This is a genomic window from Fibrella aestuarina BUZ 2, assembly GCF_000331105.1.
Taxonomy (GTDB): Bacteria; Bacteroidota; Bacteroidia; order Cytophagales; family Spirosomataceae; genus Fibrella; species Fibrella aestuarina.
The window spans coordinates 24,105-43,303 of record NC_019012.1 but is presented as its reverse complement, the minus strand read 5'-3'; the positions used below and the strand labels follow the sequence as shown (position 1 = coordinate 43,303).

Sequence of the window (19,199 nt, the reverse complement as noted above, 5' to 3'; positions counted from 1 at the left end):
GCTATTGATTTGCGATTTACATGTGTTGACGAAGATACGGGCTACTAATCTGATGATTAGTAATCCGGCTTGCATCGGGAGCCAGTAGCGTTGGCTCGTTCGAATCCGCCCAGGACGAAGGCCGAAAAGACGATTTAGCCAATAAGCCTAACAATCGTTGGTAACGCTCCCGTCCTTGCTCAATAAACGTTTGCCCTACTCTATCGGCGGTTGGCTCAAAGTAAAACACCTGGAACGGGGCCGTTTTCTGAACGCCAAGCAGCACAAAGCGTTTGGCATTCAATCCGTCTAAATAAAAAGCAGCTTGTCGGTCGTACTGATATTGTTCGCAGCATTCCATAAACTGCCGGTACGTGCGGGCGCGCGTGGTTTTTACATCCACAATTAACCCATGCCGAAGCGTTATATCTGTTTGACATTTGCAGAGTAAGCCCGTCCGCGTATCGCGGAACAAGTGAGGCTGCTCTTTCCGGCCCCACTGCAACGCCCACCGCCCGAACCGGGTGGAACGTACCGACCGAACCATCTCCCGCAACCGATCAAGTTCTATGGTTGTGTCGAGGGGTCGGCCACAGCGAGGTTCCAAAAGCAATTGGTGAAAAGCTGATCCTTCGGCAAATGCCTTAACGGGGATTTTATTGGGTTCGGCAGTCAAGAATCGTTCAAACTCGGTCAAGTCAGTATTAGAGTAGGCCGGAAAAGCGCGGTAGTCTGTACGTTGAATTAGCATAAAAGGAAGGGAATAAATGAGTAGTCAACTATAAAAATAGCTGACTACTCAAATAAAAATTTAGATAACTTCGGCCTGAACGTCTGTAACAGTCTCACTGGGGGCGGGCAATTCGCCTACCGCACCTGACACCGGAATCGTGTCAGCAGAGGGTAGGGCAAACGTTTCGGAGAAACTGAAATAGTTAGCCGTTTGCTTCAAGGTATCGCGCCGGTAGATGGGGTAGTCAGCCGCGTACTCAGCCAACTGCTGTACCGTTTCGGCTTGGGCAAGGTCGTAGCTGAACCGGCCAATAAACCATGACTTGGTCGGGTCGGCTTTGCTGGTCAGCTTTTCCGGGCGCACTGTCAGTACCACGTCGCACAGCGTAAGGGGTTCATCACCTGCGTAGATGAGTTTCTTCATTACGCCCCGTAGTTCGGTAAGGGTGGTGCCGTTGAACATGATGCTCGATACGCAATTCAGCGCGTCGATGAAAAACAACTCTGCCCACGGCTCCCGGTTGCGATTGAACAGACCATCCTCAAAAATGCGGTACACGAAGGGCTGAAAGGTAAATTCTTTGATGGGCTTACCCGACTTATCGAGTACAGGCGTATCCCCGTCGATATTAAACTGCCCGGTCTGGGAATTGTAGCGGTACTGCTTCGGCTCGCCTTCAATGTAGCGGAAAATATCCGTAATGATGGGTTCACCGTGCTTACTGATGGTTTCTTGCTGATAGGATTTCATACCTGTATAGCGTAAAAAGGGGTTAATGCTTGGGCTTGTACCGGCCAAGCGTCTCCGGTTTCAACACTATAAAGATAGCTAACTATTTGACTAAATTAGAATCACATTGCTGATAACCAGCACTTTACGAACCCTTTTGATTAGGCGGTTTTTAAGATTCAATCCCCTTGATTCTTGAATTGTCAGCCACTCAATTGAGTGGCTGACAATCTGTACTATTCAATGAGTCTATTATCAGTGGAAACGAATACTTTGAAATAGTACCCTATTCAAATAGTTAGCTATCTATTTTTATTGCGAATTAACTCTCGTTCACGTAGTTGAAGCTGATACTGTTGCTGACGGGCTTCAATGATACTTTCAAGGCGGGTCAGTTCGGCGGAAAAAGCAGACGACTGGTGTAGCGTATCGGCATTCCGCAAAAGCTGTGTCACCGCCGTAGATCGATCTACCGTAGCTTTTGCCTTTACGTACCGATGGAGCCAGAAGCCATTCGCAAACGTATCTCGTTGCTGACGGGCTTGTAGCCAGGCAAACAGCAACCCGCCCATAACTAACCCCGACACAACCATGCCGATGGTCAGGTAACGTACCAGCAGGAGGGTTGTCTGACCCGGCTGCTCAACCTTGACCACTTTGGGCAGCGACTTCTCCAAATATTGCTCAACAACGGGAGTAAGCTTCTGAGACATCGTTGGCAACCAATCTGAGAGCTGCCGGGTAAGTTGCTCACCTTGTGCCTGACTGGCCTTGTCAATTGCTGAAGTTAACGCGGCAATCAAGTGGGAGGGCAGCAACAGCTCCTCGACCACTGGCGTTTCGGCAACGTTTATGGAAGGGGCCGATTCAGGAACAGATTGCTCCTCCTGGGCGGAATTTCCTGAGCGTTTCCAGTACGGGTTGGTCGAATACAGTTTGGATGGGGGCGTTGAAGTTGCCGATCCAGTGGCTCGGTTAGCACCGAGTGTGTCCGTTTCGGGATTAAAAGGGGAGGGGGTCATGACAAAAGATGTCGGGGCAGTACTGAATGAGTACTGCCCCGACAATGCGATTAAATTTTGGCTCGAAAAGTTTTGGCAGAATCAGCCGCCGTCTCAACGGGGGTTTGACGAGCGGCTTGCTCGGCTTTCAGTTCGGTATGCGGTTTGATGACTGGCGGAGCACCAACTTTCAAGGGACTTGAATCGGGGAGAGGTTCACCCTGACGGTTTTGTAGAATGTCGTTCAGATCCTTCTGTTGCCGGGTAGGGCGCACGAGTTGGTAAAGGTCTTGCCCCTGCCGACTATTAATTTCGTCGGTCAGCATGGTCAGGGCTTTGACCAGCAGCCGCCCGTCGTTGGGAAAGTGGATGCGGGTACGGGTGATTGCCTCCCTCTGATCGGGGTCAACGAGCGTTTCGCGCTGAAATTCCTGTACCCGTTTCTCTTTGTCGTTGGGGTCATTGTTGTAATTGAACTGCTTGGTAAAGCGGTTCATCTCGTCCAGAAAACGACCCAAAAACGCGTCGTTCCGTTGTTGATCATCATCCGGCCCTTTACTCTGGATGGGTTGTCGAAGTTCCAGTTCCAGCTTATTGACTCCAGAATAAAGGTCCTTCTCCAGCTTGGCATCTTTGTGGTTTTGGATACGCTGCTCCATTTCATCCGGGGAAATCATAGCTCGTTCCCTCGCCACGCGAAACTCGTTGCCCACCTTCGTTTGCATATACTCCGACTTCGCCAACTGACCTAACTCGCCGGGCAACTCGATGCCATACGCCTTCGCATACATAAAGGCGGGGATCACTGACTGTACCATCTCGACCGACACCTTTACGTAGTCGTCGGGCATGATTTCTTTAAACCGGGCCTGATGATTAATGGCAAGCTTATGGCCCTCTGACAATGTGCCATCAACCACATCGAACCGTTTGAGTACGTCGTCAAACGATTTGATCGCCGGGTCGAAAGCAAATTTTGGCCCCAGTACATTCGCCAGTGGGTTAGGAGGGAGGTTCGGGCCAGAATAGACTATTTCGGGTTTAACGCGAAGGGCTGGGTCTGCTGCCGGGTGCGTCAGTCCCAGGTAATTAATGGCAAAGCGAAGGCCGGCGTTGTCGCCATCCTGGGCGATCACGAACTGGGCCTCCGGGTTACGGTCGAGCACCTTTTGTATGAAGCCCATCTGTCGGCTACCCGGCTGTCCCCCCGTAGCCATATAAAATCGACGCTCGCCCTCAGCCTCTGGGTTCAGTTGCTTGAACGAGAGCGCATCAATGGCCGATTCGGCCACCAGGATACGTTGAGCAGGCACCTCCCGAAACGCCCCCCGCGCCGACTCCAGTGGTAGCTGCACCTGCTTCGCCTGGCCTTCCTGCACGAAGTTAAACGCAATGGTGTCTGCACTATGCCGAAATACCGTACCGATGGTACCCGCCGGAAGTTCCGGTTTGTCATGCATGGCGAGCGGCATTTTTAATTCGTAAAACCGATTAGAGTGCCACATAGCCTCCCCCCGTTCGCCCGCCGGGAAAGACTTAAATCGTTCATTCCGAATGTCCATCGACACTAAATGACCGTCTTGGGCATACATGGGAAACGAAGTATTGCGGTGGGTTGTACCCTTCTCCGTCGTGTAGGCGATGTTATGAATCCGGCCATCAAACTCCGGGGAGGATAGGACATCTTTACGGAGCGACCGACCTTCCAGATAGCGCGTATCGGTAAGCGGAGCGATATTATATCGATTATGCAGGTCCTTCTCTCGAAGCTTCGTGTCGATCAGGCTTTCCTTAACCTGCTTGAGCGGAGCCGTGACGCTTTTTTCAAGCACATAATCCGCCGACGACATGATGCGATCAACGGCCTTGAACACATTGCGGTAGATGCCGTTCTCGACTCGTTCGAGGAACTTGATCACGTCGCCCCGCCAGCCACGTTGATCGTTCATGTCTACGAACATCTTCTGGCCGTATTTGTCGCCGGTGTACACAGCCAATCGCTCTTTTGACCCTTTCTCGCCACGCTCATAAATAAGCCACTCGTCGCTGGGCTTCGATTTTTTGGTGTCCAGCACAAACCCGTAGTCGCGCAAAACGACCTCCAGGTCAAGCTCGCGTTTGATCGCATCGAAGTCCCGAACCAGTTTCTCTCCACGAGGCTTTGTTTCCGATTGAGATGCGGCTGGGCTGGGGTTTCTCTCGGCGTTGTTGGCTTCAGAGGGAACAACAGAACGGCCTGGAGTGCTGGCTGAAAGAGCATCGGCGGGCTTCTCGCTACGTAATGGCTTCAGGTCAATGCGGTTGTCATCCGCGTATTTCTCCAGCGTTTGAATGTTCCAGGCTTTGTGGTAAGCCGTAGATTCACGAACATTCTGGTAGAGGTCAGGGACGGCCAATTGCCGGTAGGCCACCGATCCATCGAGCTTGCCCCGGTTCGTGATGAGTGCGGCCCGGTTGGTCTGGGCACGGGTAAACAATTCGCCAAATTCATTGGCACCAAAGCCATTGATCGCCGGATACAAACCCACTTTCTGGGGGCCATCGCCCAACGTCAGCATCTTACGGGGTTGCGGATTGTCGATATGTTCCGGCTTGGTGCGCGTAAGAACACGAGGGCCGTACATTTCGCCAATGGCTTTGTCGAGCCGCTCGAAATTGGCTTTCGTCGGCTCTACCCAAAGCTGTACGTTGCCAATGGCCCGGGCGGGGTCAATGGCATTCATGGCGTAATCGCCAAAGGCTACATAGCGAACACCTGCCTTGTTCAATTGGCGAAGAATCGCCAACTGCTCGCGGGTAGCGCGATTTTGTGCTTTTTGCTTCACAACGTTAAGGATTATAAGGTGTCCAGTTCAAAGCCACCCAAGCCCGGTTCGGCCACCCGGTGGAGATCGGCAGCGAGTTCGGTCAAGTCATATTGGAGTTCCATGAACGCCAGATACAGCCGTTCCCGGTCGTCGCTACTCAGGTGGTTCCAGAGATCAGGGTCGTTGACCGAAGCATTAAGGACGGTGATAGGCGGGTCGCCGGGTTCCTCACCGTCGCCAATAAAGAGCGGCTGAATAGCCTGGTGAATACGCGCAGCCCCCCACTGCGCTTCCAATGCGTTGAGATACTGCATACACGATACGATTACACGGCAGGTTTGACAATCGGCATGACATCCGTACTGGGCAAATGCCGCTCGACAGATACGTGCTGCTGCACTTGGGTATGACTGGGTATTCCTAACAGGCTAAGTGTTAGGGTGGGGAAGGAGTCGCCAGGTACGTGTTCCGCTTGAATCCGCACGGGTGTGATTTGGTGAACGACCTGCTGATGAATGTCTGTCAGAGTTGGATGCCAGTGAACGGGTTGACTGAACTCACGAGAATGACCATTATCGAGACACGCATCAAACGATGTCGCAAACAGATTCACTAAGCGACTGGCCTGTTGATGCGTCAGCAATATGTCTTCGGCATTAGATTTTTTCATTGCTTTTATTTAATTTTTTATCTAAATTACTGTAATTAATTAAATTTCTGTTGAGAATAAGAATTATTTTTGATGCAACAACCGCAATAATCAATGTATATAAGTGGCAGACTTCAACTATCATTTTTTAGTATTGCGCTGTTAATCAGCGCATATACATACCCAAAGGCAATAATTCAGAGCAGAATCCATAGCTGTAAGGATAGTTGCGCTGAAACCAGCGTAGCTACTACCGATGCGCTACGTACCTGGATACGAGAGGCCCGACCCGATCAGGTGGTGCAAGCTTATTCAGTCCTGTTTACGTACTCGCCCGAATTGGCGCAGTCGATTCCCTGTCTGCCTCCGCTGGGCGATTGGTCAGGCAACCGTATTTCGTCTGGTTTCGGGGTACGCACCCACCCCACGCTACATACGCAACGGCATCACGATGGCATCGACATCGCCGGACCGAATCAGTACGTTCGGGCAGCCGCTTCTGGACAAGTGGAAGCAGTGGCCTACAGCCGCAGCCTGGGTCGGTATGTACGGGTAGATCACGGTAATTCATACCACACCGTTTACGGTCACCTTGCCTTACAGTCGGTGCAGGTAGGTCAACAGGTACGTATCGGGGAGACGTTGGGCATTACTGGAAGCACAGGACGATCTACCGGCGTTCATCTTCACTACAGTGTCTTGAAGCACAACGTACCCGTCAATCCCGCTGACTATCTGGTCTTGGCAATCCGATTTGTCAATCAATATCAACAGCAACTTCGTCGCGTCGGTAAGGCGCAGTAACCTCAACCCGTATCATGCCTGAGATGACAAACAAAGAACGGGAGGGACACACCCAGACCGTCGAACTATTCATTATTGCGGCTGTACTGCTGCTGTTAGTACACTGCTTATGGTTCTGCCACGAGCTTATCTATTCAGTTAGCTGGATACGCAACTATCTGTATAATTTCCTATCCGTGTTAAACAGTCGTTTGGGCTTATTCAATAGTCCGTTCACCAGCAAGGCGTTTGTACTGCTCCTGTTGTTCCTGTATGCTGTCGGCTCAAAGGGAAAGATTGACCCCACTATCGGGCGGCATCAGGTACTCCGGTATGCGTCGGTGGGACTGCTGCTGTTCGTCGGTTCAATTCCTTTGCTCTACGCCAAATCATTCATCGCGCCGTTGGGTATAGATGTGTTATACATCGGGTTAACACTGGTGGGTACGATGCAGTTGATCAAAGGTGGGCAATACCTCTCTCGTATTCTGTTCACCCGAAGCCCAAATGACATTTTTAACGATACGAACGAGGAGTTTCCTCAGAATGAAACGCTGGTGCAGAATGAGTACTCCATCCATTTTCAGACTCTATACGCGTATAAAGGAGGTTGGCGACGGGGGCTGGTGAACATTATCAATCCTTTCCGATCCGTGATCGTGTTAGGATTGCAGGGGTCAGGTAAGACGTTCGCGGTGCTGATTCAGGCTCTTTGGCAAAGCATTTACAAAGGGTACGTGACCTACGTTTACGACTTCAAGTTCCCGGACATGACCCTGGAAGCCTACAACGCGTATCGGAAAACCCTTGCCGAGAACACCTATGCCTGGACACCCGCCGATCAGTTGGCCGAGCGCAAACGGCGTAATGACCCCATCATTCCCAAGTTCTACGTTCTGAACTTCGATGACATCGAGTACTCGCATCGGTGCAATCCGATTGATGCTGACGGCATGACCGACGTGATGGATGCTTACGAAGCGGCTCAGACCGTGATGCTGAATCTGAACCGTACCTGGGCGCAGAAACAGGGGGAGTTTTTCCCCGAAAGCGCGATTAACTTTCTGACATCAGTACTCTGGTATCTGCGGACCGTCAGCTTGAAATATCGGGTGTTGCACGAGCGAGAACGGGCCAAACCCGCCGATGAGCAAAACCCGGACGTACTGGCGGCCTACGCCCGGCTGGCCCAGTGCTGCACCTTCCCCCACACGCTTGAGTTCATTAACCGACGCTATGACGAAACTTTCGCCTTGATGGAGCGATACCCGGAAGTTGAGATTTACGTGAGACCCTTCATTGATGCCCGCGACGGGGGTGCGATGGAACAGTTGGAAGGCCAAATTTCGTCGGTACGTATTCCGATGGCCCGGCTGTCATCCCCAACGCTGTATTGGGTGATGACCGGCTCCGACTTCACGCTCGACATCAACAACCCTGCCGATCCTAAAATCCTCTGCACGGGCAATAACCCCGAACGGACGGCTATTTACGGCACCGCGTTTTCGCTTTACACGGCCCGGCTCATGAAATTGGTTAATCGGAAAGGGCGGCTGAAATCGGCGTTGTTCTGGGACGAACTACCAACCATGTTTTTGAAAGGATTGGACATGCTCATCGCAACGGCCCGCTCGAACAAGGTGGCTACGTGGCTGGGCATTCAGGACTTCGAGCAATTGACTCGTGACTATGGCGAGAAAGAAGCAAAGGTTATCATGAACCTCGGCGCAAACGTGTTCGCAGGCACAGTCGTGTATGAAACGGCGGAGAAGCTGTCGCGTCGTTTTGGCAAAACGAATCAGACGAAGGAGTCGATTACCTACTCGAAGAACGACACGACGATCAATGTATCACAGCAGCTCACCGAGATGATTCCGGCAGCCAAAATCTCGCGGCTCAAGCAGGGTGAGTTCGTCGGGCAGTTCGTAGACAATTTTGGCGAGGAGTTCGATTTGAAGACCTTCAAGGCATTTATTGGGGTGGAGGAGCAGCAAATGAAAAAGCCATATAGCCTGCCCCCCATGCTCGACTTGAATAGAATCATTCAGGATGTCTATGGGGTCGATCCTGAGCAGTTGACACCAGCAGTACGACAGGGCTTTAAAACCCAGTTGCTTCAAGACAATTATAAGCGCGTAAAGGAAGATATTCAGCTTCTCGTGGATTTTGAAGTAGCTGAGTTTGGCATTGTGTTTAAGGAGCGTAACGCGAAATAATATCCGTATCTATTTGACTATTTTTCAGCATTCTACCTACCCCTTTGTTCCTTCCTGACTGCCCTTTAAGGGCAGTCAGTTGCTTTCTACAGAATGTAGTGAGCAGTTACGGCGTGAAATACTTTTTCATCGAGGGCATACCGGGCGGGGAGCGTTAAGCCCGAATTGCCGTTAAAGAGCGCGTGATTTACGCCGTTGTACAATAACCAAGCATTCGGCCCTGACCCCAAAACGCATTCCTCGGTAGCCATACGTTCCAAAGCAGCATCAACCAATTTTTGCGAAACGCCCACTTTTCGCACGAGTTGGGCGGCTTCCTGGCGGTCGGTTACGGCTGTGTCCTGCATCACCTTAAATACGTCCTGGGTGGGGGAGGGGCAATCCTGCGCGTACCGTAGGAAGTCACGTAAGAAATTGACCAAGAACGACCGGAACTGATTCAGATTGATACCTCGGTGGGTAAAGATGTGCTGGTACGCGCGTAGCGTCTCGGCACTCTCATAGACCCACTCCAAGCCCTTTACTTTGGCTTTTTCGGGTGTTTGACCCGTTACGAGCCAATCAAGGTACTGGTCAAGGCTCACAAAGTCGTCGGCCCATCCCATCATGCCATTAGAGCAGATTTGCCGGTAAAAGGCGACCCGTACCTTTTGCTCCCGTACCCGCTTCATCTCCGTTCCCTGAATAGTGAATTGAGATTTACCCGTATAGGAGTTGGTAAAGGTTAATTGCCGTTGTATAACGTCGTTGGGGCCTACCGTCGTTTCGTCGGGCAGAATTATATTGATTGCATATTCACCGTTGCGGCTGTAGCGGATATGTACGTCCTGCTCAATACCCGTTACCTCGGTTACGGCATCGCGGATAATGGAGTTAGGTATGAGCGAGTAGCGGGGCGATTGAGCCGCAAAGATCTGTCGTTCCTCGTTCGGCATAGTACCCACAATGAAATGCTGCCGGTCGGTAGGCACGACGCGGTAAGGGTCGGGCAGTACGTCACGAGCGGGAACAGATTTTACAGGAAAGCAAATCGTATCCCATGAATCGGTGGTAAGAAGTTGGTTGTTGATATTGGCCTTACGCATGGCTATCAGCAAGTTTTGAGATTAAATCCGACCTGTCTTTCAGGCCGTTTACTGATATAAAAATAGCCAATTCAATACAGCATAACTAATTCACAATCAACAACATACTACTTTTACAACCCACTTCATTTTTGCTATTTTGCCAACTACCCCTTGATTTTTTTAAGGTTGGAATCAACCTTTTAGGTCTCGCTTCAAGACCTCATTATGATGTATGTACAACCTAAGTTAAGCGTAGGTACGTGCCAGAGAGAGCCGTAAGCCAGTCATACGTTCGATGGTAGCATGTAACTCGCTCACCTCTACCTGCTCAATGACAATCTCTGAAATCGTTGTCTTCGTCTCAGTCAAAAAAGAAACGTCGTAGAGGTCAATCGATGTGTCATAACAAACGCTAACGCTTTTAATGCTTGAGTTGGCTATCTGCCACCGTAACGTGTTGGTATCATTGTCGAACCAGAAATTTTTAGCTCCCATCATAAAGAAAGCCATGCCTCCTATCTGATTATGGATGGTATTAACGTACCCGTTCATGGACTTTGCCATAGAAATTACTAATTGAGGTGTTATTGGTTAGTCAACGTCGAACGGTTTGCCAGATAGAGCTGAAACAACGTCGCTTCAATCGCTTTGCCCATCAGCCAATGAGCCACCTCGGCAGAACACATATACGCCGGATTTTCCAAATCTGCTTCAACAATGGTGTTCCAGATAGTGAAGTCCTTGTTGGGATCACTAAACGTAAAACCCTGTTCGCGGGCATTCGCCACAATGTCGCGATTGATACGGCTGTCGATGGCTAATCGGGTTCGGGCAACACTACAATGACAAATCATAAAGGCCGACTGATTCGATGGATAAGTGAGAAGAGAATCGAATCATTACTTGAAGATACGGCCTTGGAAATTCATATAAAATTCTGAATATCAATACGTTAATCCTATAAAACCCTCTTTGATTTAGATGACTGATATTTTAAAATCCCCTTGAGTTATCCCAGTAACGACATAAAAAAACCCGCAGCAGGCGGGCGTATCATCTTTAAAATATGGCTTAGTGCGTGGTTGGCTCGGCAGCAACGGCTTCGTTTTGCCGTTCGAACCACGCCCGTTTATAAATAGCGTAACACAAACTAAAAACCTGTTCAGGCGGTAACTCCAGAAACATAGCCAATTCGTCGATCTCATTGATGGACAGATTACGCAGGTTGTTCTGCTTGGTCTTGTACCAGTTGTTATACGACATCTTCATGACCTCCGCGATCTTGCCTTGCTTGATACCCCGGAATTCGAGCAGGCCATGAAGATCTTCGTACAGGAGCTTAGGTTTCTGTTCCATCTCATTTGAGCAGGTGGCATTGTGTGAATGTTGCCTGTCACACAAATAAGAGGGAATTTAATTATACTACCTAATTAAATAGATATTATTTTGTTTAATTTTTTCAATCAACGTTCTTATTGTAACTGTTTGATAGGGAAGCCATAACTTTCCAACATCCCACAAAAGCCCTGACTGTAATAATTTCGCCCCTGGCTGACGACCCGAACGGCATGACATAGTTCTACCTCTGGATCAGCAGCGGTGCAGTAACCGGCTAAATCACTGTTGAATGTGTGAATGAGCTTTCCAAGGTCAGGCTGGTCAAAGAAAATGATGGGTGTAAACAGCGGATTTCGCTCCCGTATGCGCCTTATCTCAGCAATTACATCGTGCGACAAGCTGCTGCTGTCTATGAGCACGACGATTCGTCTGGTATATAACCAGGCGGAGGGAAGGGCTTCTTGCTTGAACAGTCTCCAATCCATCACCCGTCGCATCCGCAGCGGAACATCATTGTTGTCATGGATGAGAGAGGTCGTTGATGTGGACGAGTAGGCAGACTCGATGCTGGAGCCTAATAGCCATATTTCTTGGGGGCGCGTTGAAAAGAAAGTACACATACACAGGGGTGACGGGCGTTTGATGCAATCGAACTTGACTTTATAGCTTGTTCGTATGCCAAAAAACGTCCTCAACAGCCCCCAGTCACCATTTTTTCGGTTGACTACTTTATGCGTTCGACCAATCGGTGAAATGGTGTTCATGGTCGGTGAATCAATATGTTTTTGGTGTTGTGTGCCACTGTACTGAAATAATCAGGTTCAAAAAAAGCCGCCTTTGGAGCGAAACGGGGCGGCTTTTTTTGAGAGGAGGTGTGCTGGCAAAAACAAAACGTAGAGGCTAATCTTGAAGCAAATCTGTGGTTGGCAACAGACCTATTCGTTGTGGCTTAGTCTAAGGGAATTTGCTTTCGATCCACTCCGAGCTCTTCTCTGATCTATTTCTCTCTTCAGATTTGCGGCAGAATCTCCCTCTACGTTTGGGACGATTTTCAATTACGGGCCCTGCGCTTTCGGAAAAATTTTATTCAAGCAGGCAACGGGAGAAACCGATAGCTCCGTATGACTATCTGTGTACCTTCTGATTAGTCGAAATGAATATCGATTGGGCAAAATCGCTCAGCCGGAACCCGGAGTAGAAAGGCTTATCAATTCAACAATCAACGTTTTTAAACCAAATCGTTATGAAAAAGACAATGCTGGTGGTGGCTGTAGTCGCTGCCTTTTTTGCTGGGAACGTGCAGGCTCAAAGCGGCAAAGCACGTAAAAAAGAAGCAGTCGCTGAGGCTAAAGCCAACGTAGCCAGTGACAAGGCTGCGCTAAAGGAATTGAAGTCGGATCGCCAGGACGACAAACTGCGCGGAGACCGGCAAGCGTTGAAAGCAGATCGCAAACGCACCTTCAAAGCCGACAAAAAACTCCTGAAGGATGAAGTGAAGAAGGACGCGGCTGTCGTAAAAGAAAAGCTGTAGTCATCTATTTCCCCCGAACGGGCCGGTGTGAAAACCGGCCCGTTTTTCATTCACTACACGCATCGACAACTCATAACTGTTTGGCTGTACGGCTCCAAACAAGATTTGTATATTATGCGCCTTTTGTTCATCGTGCAGGGCGAAGGCCGGGGTCATTTGACACAGGCTGTTTCGTTAGCACAATTACTTCAGAAAGCTGGTCATGACGTTATAGGAGCGTGGGTCAATGTGGCAAAGGAGCGACCTGTTCCCGCTTTTTTTGTCGAACAGTTTACCGCCCCCATCACCGCTCTGCCTGGGCCGGCACTCGTGTACGATCCGCAAACCAACGCCCTTGATTTGAAAACGACAATTTGGGGTATCGTCAAACAACTGCCAACCTTCCGCCAGAGCGTCCGCCAACTCAAAGAGGCCATTCAGACCCATAAGCCCGATATTGTCGTTAATTTTTTCGAGCTGCTGGGCGGACTCACCTATGGGTTACACCGGCTTTCTACCCCAATGGTTTGCGTGGGTCATCAGTGTTTAGCATTTCACGATACGTTCACGTTTCCCAAAAACCGTTGGCTCGACAAGCTATTGTTCAGGGCATTGGTTCGCCTAAACAGTTGGGGTGCTACCGAGCTTTTCGGGCTGTCGTTCGATCAGCAAAACGACGTACCTGAGCGCCGATTGCGGGTAATGCCTCCGCTGCTTCGTCAGGAACTTTCGGACTGCTGTAATCAGAGCAGGATAACAGACGCGTGTCCGTACATATTGGCTTACACTACACAACCCGGTCTGGTGAGTGAGGTACTGGCAGCGCACCGGCAGTACCCGGAGATAATTGTTCATTACTTCAACTCCTCGACGCAGGAAGCCCAGGAGCAGGTAGGTAATCAACTATTCTTTCATCGAATTGATGGCACCCGCTATCTGAGGTACATGCGACATTGCGTGGCGGTAGTAACAACAGCCGGATTTGAATCCGTTTGTGAAGCCCTTTACTTAGGGAAACCAGTACTGATGATGCCACAACCCAATCACTACGAGCAGGCTTGCAACGCACTCGATGGCCAACGGGTGGGCGCGGGGTTGGCTGATAATCGCTTTGACCTTCGGCAACTCCTAACGTACCTGCCAACTCATGACCAGTCGGTAAGCCACCGGTTCAGAAGCTGGTACGCCAGTGGCGAATGGCGTTATCTGATTGCCCTGGAACGGCTTACTCAGCCCAGCAAGTTATTTACTGACACTGATTCAACTCACGTATGAAAACAACCGCTCTGTCGTGGCTTTGTCTGCTTGGTGCCGCTTTTTGTGAAATGGCCTGGACATATTCTCTGAAATTCATTGACCTGCCCGCTCTCAAAACGCTGCGCTGGTCAACGCTCTACCGCCCAGACGGCGGCATGGCCGTACTGCTGCCCTGGATTGTTTATATCGTATCTGGCATCGTTAACTCGGTGCTGCTGGCCCTCGCCATGCGGACTATTCCAACGGCGGTGGCTTTTGCCGTTTGGATGGCCAGTTCGTTAATTATCTTAAAAATGACGGATGTTCTGTGGTTAAAAGCTGGCTGGTCGATGACGGAACTGTTTTTTGGATTAGTCATCATTGTCGGTATCGTCGGTCTGAAATGGGCCGGTTCTGCTCACTGAGTAACGAGTTGAGAATGTCAGCATCGGTAGGAGGGGTGCATTCTAAAAATCATACTTTTCTAATTTTCCCCGCCGAAAGATATAAGCCTCATAACTGTGCCGGTCGATGCCATACACTTCTTCTAAGAATACTTTGTCTGCTCCCCGGCTGAGTGCGTTAACATGAGCCTTTTTATCTGGCGGCAGCTCGGAAAGCTCAATACTGCGCTCAAATTCAAAACCCTCATCGTATTCAAACTCCAAAGCGAATAATTTTTTACGCCACTGAAGTTGGGTTTCAAGACCGTCAGAGAAGGGCGCGTAATTAATGTCAATACCATTCTTGTTGACGACCTGCGCCGATGCTTCGGTAAACAAACTCAATCCCGACACGACCATAGCGGCATAACCAACTCGTCTGAACAAACTTTCGCTCAGCCGGGGAAGTAGCCATTTCATACCCCACGAAGACAGCAGAGCAGCCCCGGCGATCACCGCGCCAAAGGTCAGCGCTTTGCCCGTCAACAGCCCGAACGAAGCATAGAGGACCAATTTCACTACATGCAGTAAGACTTCGTTAGCAGCCCGAGTCGCTACGATCTCCTCTTTTTGTAAGCCATACCGGAGGTAAAACCGATTAAACAACAGGCCAACGGCCCCCGTCAGGCCGGAAACGAAACCTGCACCAGCACCGATGAGGGCCAAATACCCTTTAGGAAGCGGGTGAGTAGACTCTAACTCGGCGGTTGGCCGGAAAATCAAGGGTAAGTTGGCTATCAAAAACAGACCCATCAATAGTTCGAGGTATAGCGGATTGATGTAGCTGAGCAGCCGAGCCCCCAGCCATACGGCGGGCAAGGCCGGGGGAACAAACCAGATGACGACATCCCACCGAATAGATGACCAAAAGGCTACGATTCGAGAAACCGAGCTGGAAACTGTCCCCACAGACAGGGCTACCGGTACCTGTGCACCGGGTACTATGGACCCCAGCACGGGCAGCAGCAGCAGACCGGCCCCTCCGCCACAAACGGCACTCAACGAGAACGCCAGCAAGGCACAGCCAAATAATAGCACACCAGATGCAACCATTCACGTTTGTTTTGAGGGTCTTTTGAACTGTTCATTCCAGCGGCTGCTTCGCTGCCATTCGGTCAGTACGATGCCGACAATCAGCCAGCAGAGCCCTAACAGGTAGCCGCCCAGCACGTCACTCAGAAAGTGAACTCCCAAATAAATGCGACTGAACCCAACCATTAGAATTAATCCAACGGCGACTATGCCAATACCAGCCCGACTCCAACGAGAGTGATGCCCTCGAATCAGCCAGTACGCCAGCAGACCGTACAGGATCATGGCCGTCGCGGAATGACCACTTGGAAACGAGTAGCCCGTCTCCGGGTAGTATGCCACCTGTAAGGGGCGTTCCCGTACAAAAGTACGTTTACCAACCTGCACGAACATGGCTACCCCACCGATAAGCGACCAGAGGATATACACGTTTCTCCGTTTATGCTGACGAAGCAACAGGATTGAGCCTAAAAGGGCAAAGCCAAGGGTAGCTTGTAAGGAGCCGAGCCAGGTAACGCCGTAGAAAAACGTACTCATCCCCGTACCACGAGCCTGAAAGAGCGTTTTGGTAAACCATAGATCTACCTGAACCATCGGCTCGGCGTTGACGACGTTTTCAGCTACTTCGGACAGGATCATTACGTTGACCAACAGCAAACCAGCCAGGACCGTTAGGGGCAAGCCGTTGAACCGGTCGGTTGTTAGCCGGGCGGCTACCCAATCGGCAGCGGAGGGGTACCGACGGGCTAACCGGCCAAAACGGTTACGCAACCGGATGAGGATTTGGTCAGTAGTCATTGTTCACTCTAAATACTGCTTTGCTTCGCGGCTCAGAATGGGGTACTCAGCCAGGTCGAGCACTTTCTTATAAAACACACGCGCCTGCTTCGGCTGATTTGTCTGAGCCGCAACCCGCGCCCGCACGGCGTAGGCCCACGCCTGGTAAGCCTCATCTTTAGGCGGTTTTTGTAAAACGATTTGTGCCAGTGCATCCGCTTCCCGCAAAGCTCCCTGCGCCAGTTTGAGCCGGGCGGTCAATAATTGGCCTACCTGCTGATAAAAGGGAGATTGGCTGGTCTGCAAACTGTCGATCAGTGGAGCCGCCTGCGCCAGCCGCCCCGCATGGAGCAACACTTCGGCGTAACGCCCGGCAAAGAACAAATTGTCGGGATACTGCCTGGCTAACTGAGCCAGATAAGGCAGGGCTTCGGGGGCGCGGTTCTCGTAATCGGCCAGAATGTGCGTCAGATACAGTGTGGCTTCCACCTGCGAGAACAGCGATTGCCGGGACGCGATAACCAATTGAGCCAGCCCATTCTGCTTATCGCCGGATCGCATAAACCAGACCAGGGGCTTGTACACGGGGTGTAGTTCTGGGTATTCTTCCCGGTAGTAATCGTACAGACCCGAAGACAGGCTAAAGTCGGGATACTGTTGGCGATAAGCCCGACCTTTCTGGAGATAACTGTAGGCTTTCTTGGCATATCCAACCGACTTAATTGTCTGATGGTCGAAATACGCCATCCGCGTTAGCATAGCTTCCGTGGTAAAATAGGTGAATATCAGTTCGGGATCGTCGGGCCGTTTGTCAAGCTGGGCTTGCGTTTCGTCCGCCGTTTTTTCGAGCAGGTTCACCAACTGGCCCCGTAATCGGTCGTCCGTCCGGGCGGGAAACCACTGCCAGTGCAGCCGTACCGCCCGGAGCAAATCCACGGCGGGATGGTGCGCCGTTCGCTGATCCAACTGCTTCAGCAGCTTGTCCGCCAGTCCCGGATTATTGTTATAGACTGCCTGAAGGGACTGCCTAACCAGGGCTTGCTGCGCGGCCATCGTACCCGAACCAGCCGACTGAGCAACCCCACTGCCGGTCCAGAGCCACCAGCAACCGAGCAGTAAATACAGGCGTTTGTGAATCAGCGTAAATCGCTCCATAACGTTGGTATATAAAAAGGCCCGTGCCAACCGGGCCGCACTTAGTTGGACAGCGCATGTCGGTTTCGACGGCGGGTCAGTTTTCGTTTAACCCACGGATAGACGTGGTAGGCGGCTTCGGCGGATAGCAATCCAATACCGGCCCCCACGAGAACATCCGAAATCCAGTGTTTGTCATTCACCATGCGGAGATACCCCGTCGAGCCTGCCATCGCGTACCCGGCTACCGGAATCAGTACGTTGGTTCGACCAAACTCGCGGTCGAGTACACCCGCTCCGGCAAAGGCAAACGACGTGTGGCCCGAAGGAAACGATTGGTTGTTAGAGCCGTCGGGCCGAACATACCCGGTGGTGTGTTTTAAACCGAACGTAAGGGCCCCCGCTATGGCGTTGGCCGTTAACCACAAACCCGCCCGGTCGAATGGCGTAGAGCGGCCCTCCACGCCAGCAACCGTCAGCCCGGTCAGCAACGCACTGGGGCCATAGGCCAGGTAATCGTCGAGGTGGGTACGGTACCCATGGATGTGGTCCTGAATCTCGCCACGTACCCGAAACCGGTTGAAGGCGTGGTTATCCGAAAGCGTATAAATCCCGGTGCCGATGAACGCGGAGGGAACTACTAACCGGGTAATTGACAGCCGGGGCGCGTGGTACGGCGACTCGCTCAACAACGAATCGGACTGAGCCGCACCCTGTAGCGTCCAGCCGGTAAAAATAAGTACCCACAATAGCCGGGGGTGCCAGCGTTGCCCCGGCTTTTCAACTGGCGACAAATTCATAGCGTTGAACAAATACATCATCGGGCAAGAATAGCCCGTGATTCTGTAGGAAAGCTGAACGCCTGACATTACTCCGGGTACACAAACCGTACAGAGTCTGAAACTGCATAGGCACCAAAGACACCAACGGCCCCGGCACCAAACTGGCCGGGTTTAGTCAGGTACACAGGTTCGACAAAGGGGTTGAACTGGGCCAACTTCTGCCGGTCGAGGTTATCGTAGAACTGGAAGATGTTACGGTCAATGGTCAGGAGTTTGATATAGGCTACCTGACCCTGTTTATGCTTGAAGGCCGGTTCTACGGCAATTTGTTGCCGGGTGCCATCCGAATTGCGGTCATCGTACACCGAACGGCCTACTTCCTGCACATACGTGGTTTTACCAATCGAGCACGGACTAATCACCGTTTCGGCCCGAATGACGGTGTCGGGAATAACGCGGTTCATCTGATAGCGGTAATAGTCGCCTACGCCGACTGGATCGGTGAAGGTGACCAGCACACCCTCATGTTCGCCATACACGTCACGGTATGAGGACGTATAGCCAACGCTGTCGATTGTTGCTTTGCGTTGCGTGGTTGTAGCCGACGCGGTAAACGTCTGCCCATTTACCTGCACCGTCAGCGTATAGGTTTGGCCTGCCCGCACGGGACGCTGACCCTTGAAATAGTAGTCATATTCGCAACGCACTGCGTTGAAAGTAGAATCTAAGCGGAGGGTTTCGCGGTTTTCTGCATTGGTCAGGGTAACGACAGCCGTGCGAGCAACCAGTTGATTGCTCGATATGCTCGCATCAAAATACGGAACCGCCCGGAAGATATAAGCCGTGGCGACCTGACCCGGTGTAATCAGGCTCTGGATGCTGACTGCTCCGTCGTAAGGCACCGGAGCTACCGTGATAACCCGGTCACAACCGACCAGCAACGCCAGACAAATAAGCAATAGGGAGAGTTGAATCGGTTTCAT

The 19,199-nt window shown here is 51.2% G+C and carries 21 protein-coding genes; 5 read left to right on the top strand and 16 right to left on the bottom strand.

The window, feature by feature from the left end:
* Positions 1–16: 16 nt before the first annotated feature.
* The 6 genes from FAES_RS28275 to FAES_RS29850 form a co-directional block, all read right to left on the bottom strand.
* On the bottom strand, positions 17–586 hold the full coding sequence (locus FAES_RS28275; RefSeq protein ID WP_229364591.1) for a PD-(D/E)XK nuclease-like domain-containing protein: 570 nt from the start codon (positions 584–586) through the stop codon (positions 17–19).
* Between the two features lie 204 nt (positions 587–790).
* Positions 791–1,462 (bottom strand): hypothetical protein, encoded by a 672-nt coding sequence (locus tag FAES_RS28270; RefSeq protein WP_015056715.1) that lies wholly within the window; start codon positions 1,460–1,462, stop codon positions 791–793.
* Positions 1,463–1,743: 281 nt separating this feature from the next.
* Entirely contained in the window at positions 1,744–2,463 is a 720-nt protein-coding gene (locus FAES_RS28265) for a hypothetical protein (protein WP_229364590.1), read from the bottom strand.
* Positions 2,464–2,513: 50 nt separating this feature from the next.
* The gene (locus tag FAES_RS28260) at positions 2,514–5,267 is read right to left on the bottom strand and encodes a toprim domain-containing protein (protein WP_015056713.1); all 2,754 of its coding nucleotides are present in this window, start codon (positions 5,265–5,267) and stop codon (positions 2,514–2,516) included.
* Positions 5,268–5,278: 11 nt separating this feature from the next.
* Positions 5,279–5,563, bottom strand: coding sequence for a hypothetical protein (locus FAES_RS28255; protein ID WP_015056712.1), 285 nt, complete (start codon positions 5,561–5,563; stop codon positions 5,279–5,281).
* An 11-nt stretch (positions 5,564–5,574) separates the two neighbouring features.
* The gene (locus FAES_RS29850) at positions 5,575–5,919 is read right to left on the bottom strand and encodes a hypothetical protein (protein ID WP_015056711.1); all 345 of its coding nucleotides are present in this window, start codon (positions 5,917–5,919) and stop codon (positions 5,575–5,577) included.
* A 279-nt stretch (positions 5,920–6,198) separates the two neighbouring features.
* On the opposite strand from FAES_RS29850, the gene FAES_RS28250 reads away from it, so the two are divergent.
* Together FAES_RS28250 and FAES_RS28245 are read left to right on the top strand one after the other, a co-directional pair.
* Positions 6,199–6,702 (top strand): M23 family metallopeptidase, encoded by a 504-nt coding sequence (locus FAES_RS28250; protein ID WP_229364589.1) that lies wholly within the window; start codon positions 6,199–6,201, stop codon positions 6,700–6,702.
* A gap of 23 nt (positions 6,703–6,725) precedes the next feature.
* Positions 6,726–8,897: a YWFCY domain-containing protein gene (locus FAES_RS28245; protein ID WP_065814319.1), complete on the top strand. Its 2,172-nt coding sequence runs from the start codon at positions 6,726–6,728 to the stop codon at positions 8,895–8,897.
* Positions 8,898–8,983: 86 nt separating this feature from the next.
* On the opposite strand, the gene FAES_RS28240 is transcribed toward FAES_RS28245, so the two are convergent.
* The 5 genes from FAES_RS28240 to FAES_RS30260 all read right to left on the bottom strand — a co-directional run bounded on the left by FAES_RS28240 (position 8,984) and on the right by FAES_RS30260 (position 12,066).
* Positions 8,984–9,982 carry a hypothetical protein gene (locus FAES_RS28240; protein WP_015056708.1) on the bottom strand — a complete coding sequence of 333 codons (999 nt, stop codon included), beginning with the start codon at positions 9,980–9,982 and terminating at the stop codon, positions 8,984–8,986.
* Positions 9,983–10,210: 228 nt separating this feature from the next.
* Entirely contained in the window at positions 10,211–10,528 is a 318-nt protein-coding gene (locus tag FAES_RS28235; RefSeq protein ID WP_041259690.1) for a hypothetical protein, read from the bottom strand.
* A 20-nt stretch (positions 10,529–10,548) separates the two neighbouring features.
* A complete protein-coding gene (locus FAES_RS28230; RefSeq protein ID WP_015056706.1) occupies positions 10,549–10,818 on the bottom strand; it encodes a hypothetical protein in 270 nt (89 codons plus the stop codon).
* Positions 10,819–11,035: 217 nt separating this feature from the next.
* Positions 11,036–11,320, bottom strand: coding sequence for a helix-turn-helix domain-containing protein (locus tag FAES_RS28225; protein ID WP_015056705.1), 285 nt, complete (start codon positions 11,318–11,320; stop codon positions 11,036–11,038).
* A 116-nt stretch (positions 11,321–11,436) separates the two neighbouring features.
* Complete coding sequence (locus FAES_RS30260; protein WP_148289619.1) at positions 11,437–12,066, bottom strand: hypothetical protein; 630 nt, start codon at positions 12,064–12,066, stop codon at positions 11,437–11,439.
* Positions 12,067–12,545: 479 nt separating this feature from the next.
* Here FAES_RS30260 and FAES_RS28215 point away from each other — a divergent pair, with 479 nt between their 5' ends.
* From FAES_RS28215 to FAES_RS28205, 3 genes are read left to right on the top strand one after another with little or no spacing between them, the layout of a single operon-like run.
* Entirely contained in the window at positions 12,546–12,833 is a 288-nt protein-coding gene (locus FAES_RS28215; RefSeq protein WP_015056704.1) for a hypothetical protein, read from the top strand.
* Positions 12,834–12,860: 27 nt separating this feature from the next.
* Positions 12,861–14,087 (top strand): glycosyltransferase family protein, encoded by a 1,227-nt coding sequence (locus tag FAES_RS28210; protein ID WP_148289618.1) that lies wholly within the window; start codon positions 12,861–12,863, stop codon positions 14,085–14,087.
* Positions 14,084–14,473: a DMT family transporter gene (locus FAES_RS28205; protein ID WP_015056702.1), complete on the top strand. Its 390-nt coding sequence runs from the start codon at positions 14,084–14,086 to the stop codon at positions 14,471–14,473. The genes FAES_RS28210 and FAES_RS28205 overlap by 4 nt, the downstream gene beginning before the upstream one ends.
* 42 nt (positions 14,474–14,515) lie before the next feature.
* Here FAES_RS28205 and FAES_RS28200 read toward each other — a convergent pair whose 3' ends face one another.
* The 5 genes from FAES_RS28200 to FAES_RS28180 all read right to left on the bottom strand — a co-directional run bounded on the left by FAES_RS28200 (position 14,516) and on the right by FAES_RS28180 (position 19,199).
* Positions 14,516–15,544, bottom strand: a complete 1,029-nt coding sequence (locus FAES_RS28200) for a sulfite exporter TauE/SafE family protein (protein ID WP_015056701.1) — start codon at positions 15,542–15,544, stop codon at positions 14,516–14,518.
* Positions 15,545–16,321: a phosphatase PAP2 family protein gene (locus FAES_RS28195; RefSeq protein ID WP_015056700.1), complete on the bottom strand. Its 777-nt coding sequence runs from the start codon at positions 16,319–16,321 to the stop codon at positions 15,545–15,547. It abuts the gene before it with no gap.
* A gap of 3 nt (positions 16,322–16,324) precedes the next feature.
* The gene (locus tag FAES_RS28190; RefSeq protein WP_015056699.1) at positions 16,325–17,455 is read right to left on the bottom strand and encodes a tetratricopeptide repeat protein; all 1,131 of its coding nucleotides are present in this window, start codon (positions 17,453–17,455) and stop codon (positions 16,325–16,327) included.
* 41 nt (positions 17,456–17,496) lie between these two features.
* Positions 17,497–18,234: a phosphatase PAP2 family protein gene (locus tag FAES_RS28185; RefSeq protein WP_148289617.1), complete on the bottom strand. Its 738-nt coding sequence runs from the start codon at positions 18,232–18,234 to the stop codon at positions 17,497–17,499.
* Positions 18,235–18,302: 68 nt separating this feature from the next.
* Positions 18,303–19,199 (bottom strand): DUF4249 family protein, encoded by an 897-nt coding sequence (locus tag FAES_RS28180; RefSeq protein WP_158408821.1) that lies wholly within the window; start codon positions 19,197–19,199, stop codon positions 18,303–18,305.

Bases quoted from the DNA above. Each gene is read 5' to 3' on its own strand.
- FAES_RS28270 (WP_015056715.1), bottom strand. From the start codon at position 1,462: ATGAAATCCTATCAGCAAGAAACCATCAGTAAGCACGGTGAACCCATC.
- FAES_RS28265 (WP_229364590.1), bottom strand. From the start codon at position 2,463: ATGACCCCCTCCCCTTTTAATCCCGAAACGGACACACTCGGTGCTAAC.
- FAES_RS28255 (WP_015056712.1), bottom strand. From the start codon at position 5,563: ATGCAGTATCTCAACGCATTGGAAGCGCAGTGGGGGGCTGCGCGTATT.
- FAES_RS29850 (WP_015056711.1), bottom strand. From the start codon at position 5,919: ATGAAAAAATCTAATGCCGAAGACATATTGCTGACGCATCAACAGGCC.
- FAES_RS28245 (WP_065814319.1), top strand. From the start codon at position 6,726: ATGACAAACAAAGAACGGGAGGGACACACCCAGACCGTCGAACTATTC.
- FAES_RS28240 (WP_015056708.1), bottom strand. From the start codon at position 9,982: ATGCGTAAGGCCAATATCAACAACCAACTTCTTACCACCGATTCATGG.
- FAES_RS28235 (WP_041259690.1), bottom strand. From the start codon at position 10,528: ATGGCAAAGTCCATGAACGGGTACGTTAATACCATCCATAATCAGATA.
- FAES_RS28230 (WP_015056706.1), bottom strand. From the start codon at position 10,818: ATGATTTGTCATTGTAGTGTTGCCCGAACCCGATTAGCCATCGACAGC.
- FAES_RS28225 (WP_015056705.1), bottom strand. From the start codon at position 11,320: ATGGAACAGAAACCTAAGCTCCTGTACGAAGATCTTCATGGCCTGCTC.
- FAES_RS30260 (WP_148289619.1), bottom strand. From the start codon at position 12,066: ATGAACACCATTTCACCGATTGGTCGAACGCATAAAGTAGTCAACCGA.
- FAES_RS28215 (WP_015056704.1), top strand. From the start codon at position 12,546: ATGAAAAAGACAATGCTGGTGGTGGCTGTAGTCGCTGCCTTTTTTGCT.
- FAES_RS28205 (WP_015056702.1), top strand. From the start codon at position 14,084: ATGAAAACAACCGCTCTGTCGTGGCTTTGTCTGCTTGGTGCCGCTTTT.
- FAES_RS28200 (WP_015056701.1), bottom strand. From the start codon at position 15,544: ATGGTTGCATCTGGTGTGCTATTATTTGGCTGTGCCTTGCTGGCGTTC.
- FAES_RS28195 (WP_015056700.1), bottom strand. From the start codon at position 16,321: ATGACTACTGACCAAATCCTCATCCGGTTGCGTAACCGTTTTGGCCGG.
- FAES_RS28190 (WP_015056699.1), bottom strand. From the start codon at position 17,455: ATGGAGCGATTTACGCTGATTCACAAACGCCTGTATTTACTGCTCGGT.
- FAES_RS28185 (WP_148289617.1), bottom strand. From the start codon at position 18,234: ATGAATTTGTCGCCAGTTGAAAAGCCGGGGCAACGCTGGCACCCCCGG.
- FAES_RS28180 (WP_158408821.1), bottom strand. From the start codon at position 19,199: ATGAAACCGATTCAACTCTCCCTATTGCTTATTTGTCTGGCGTTGCTG.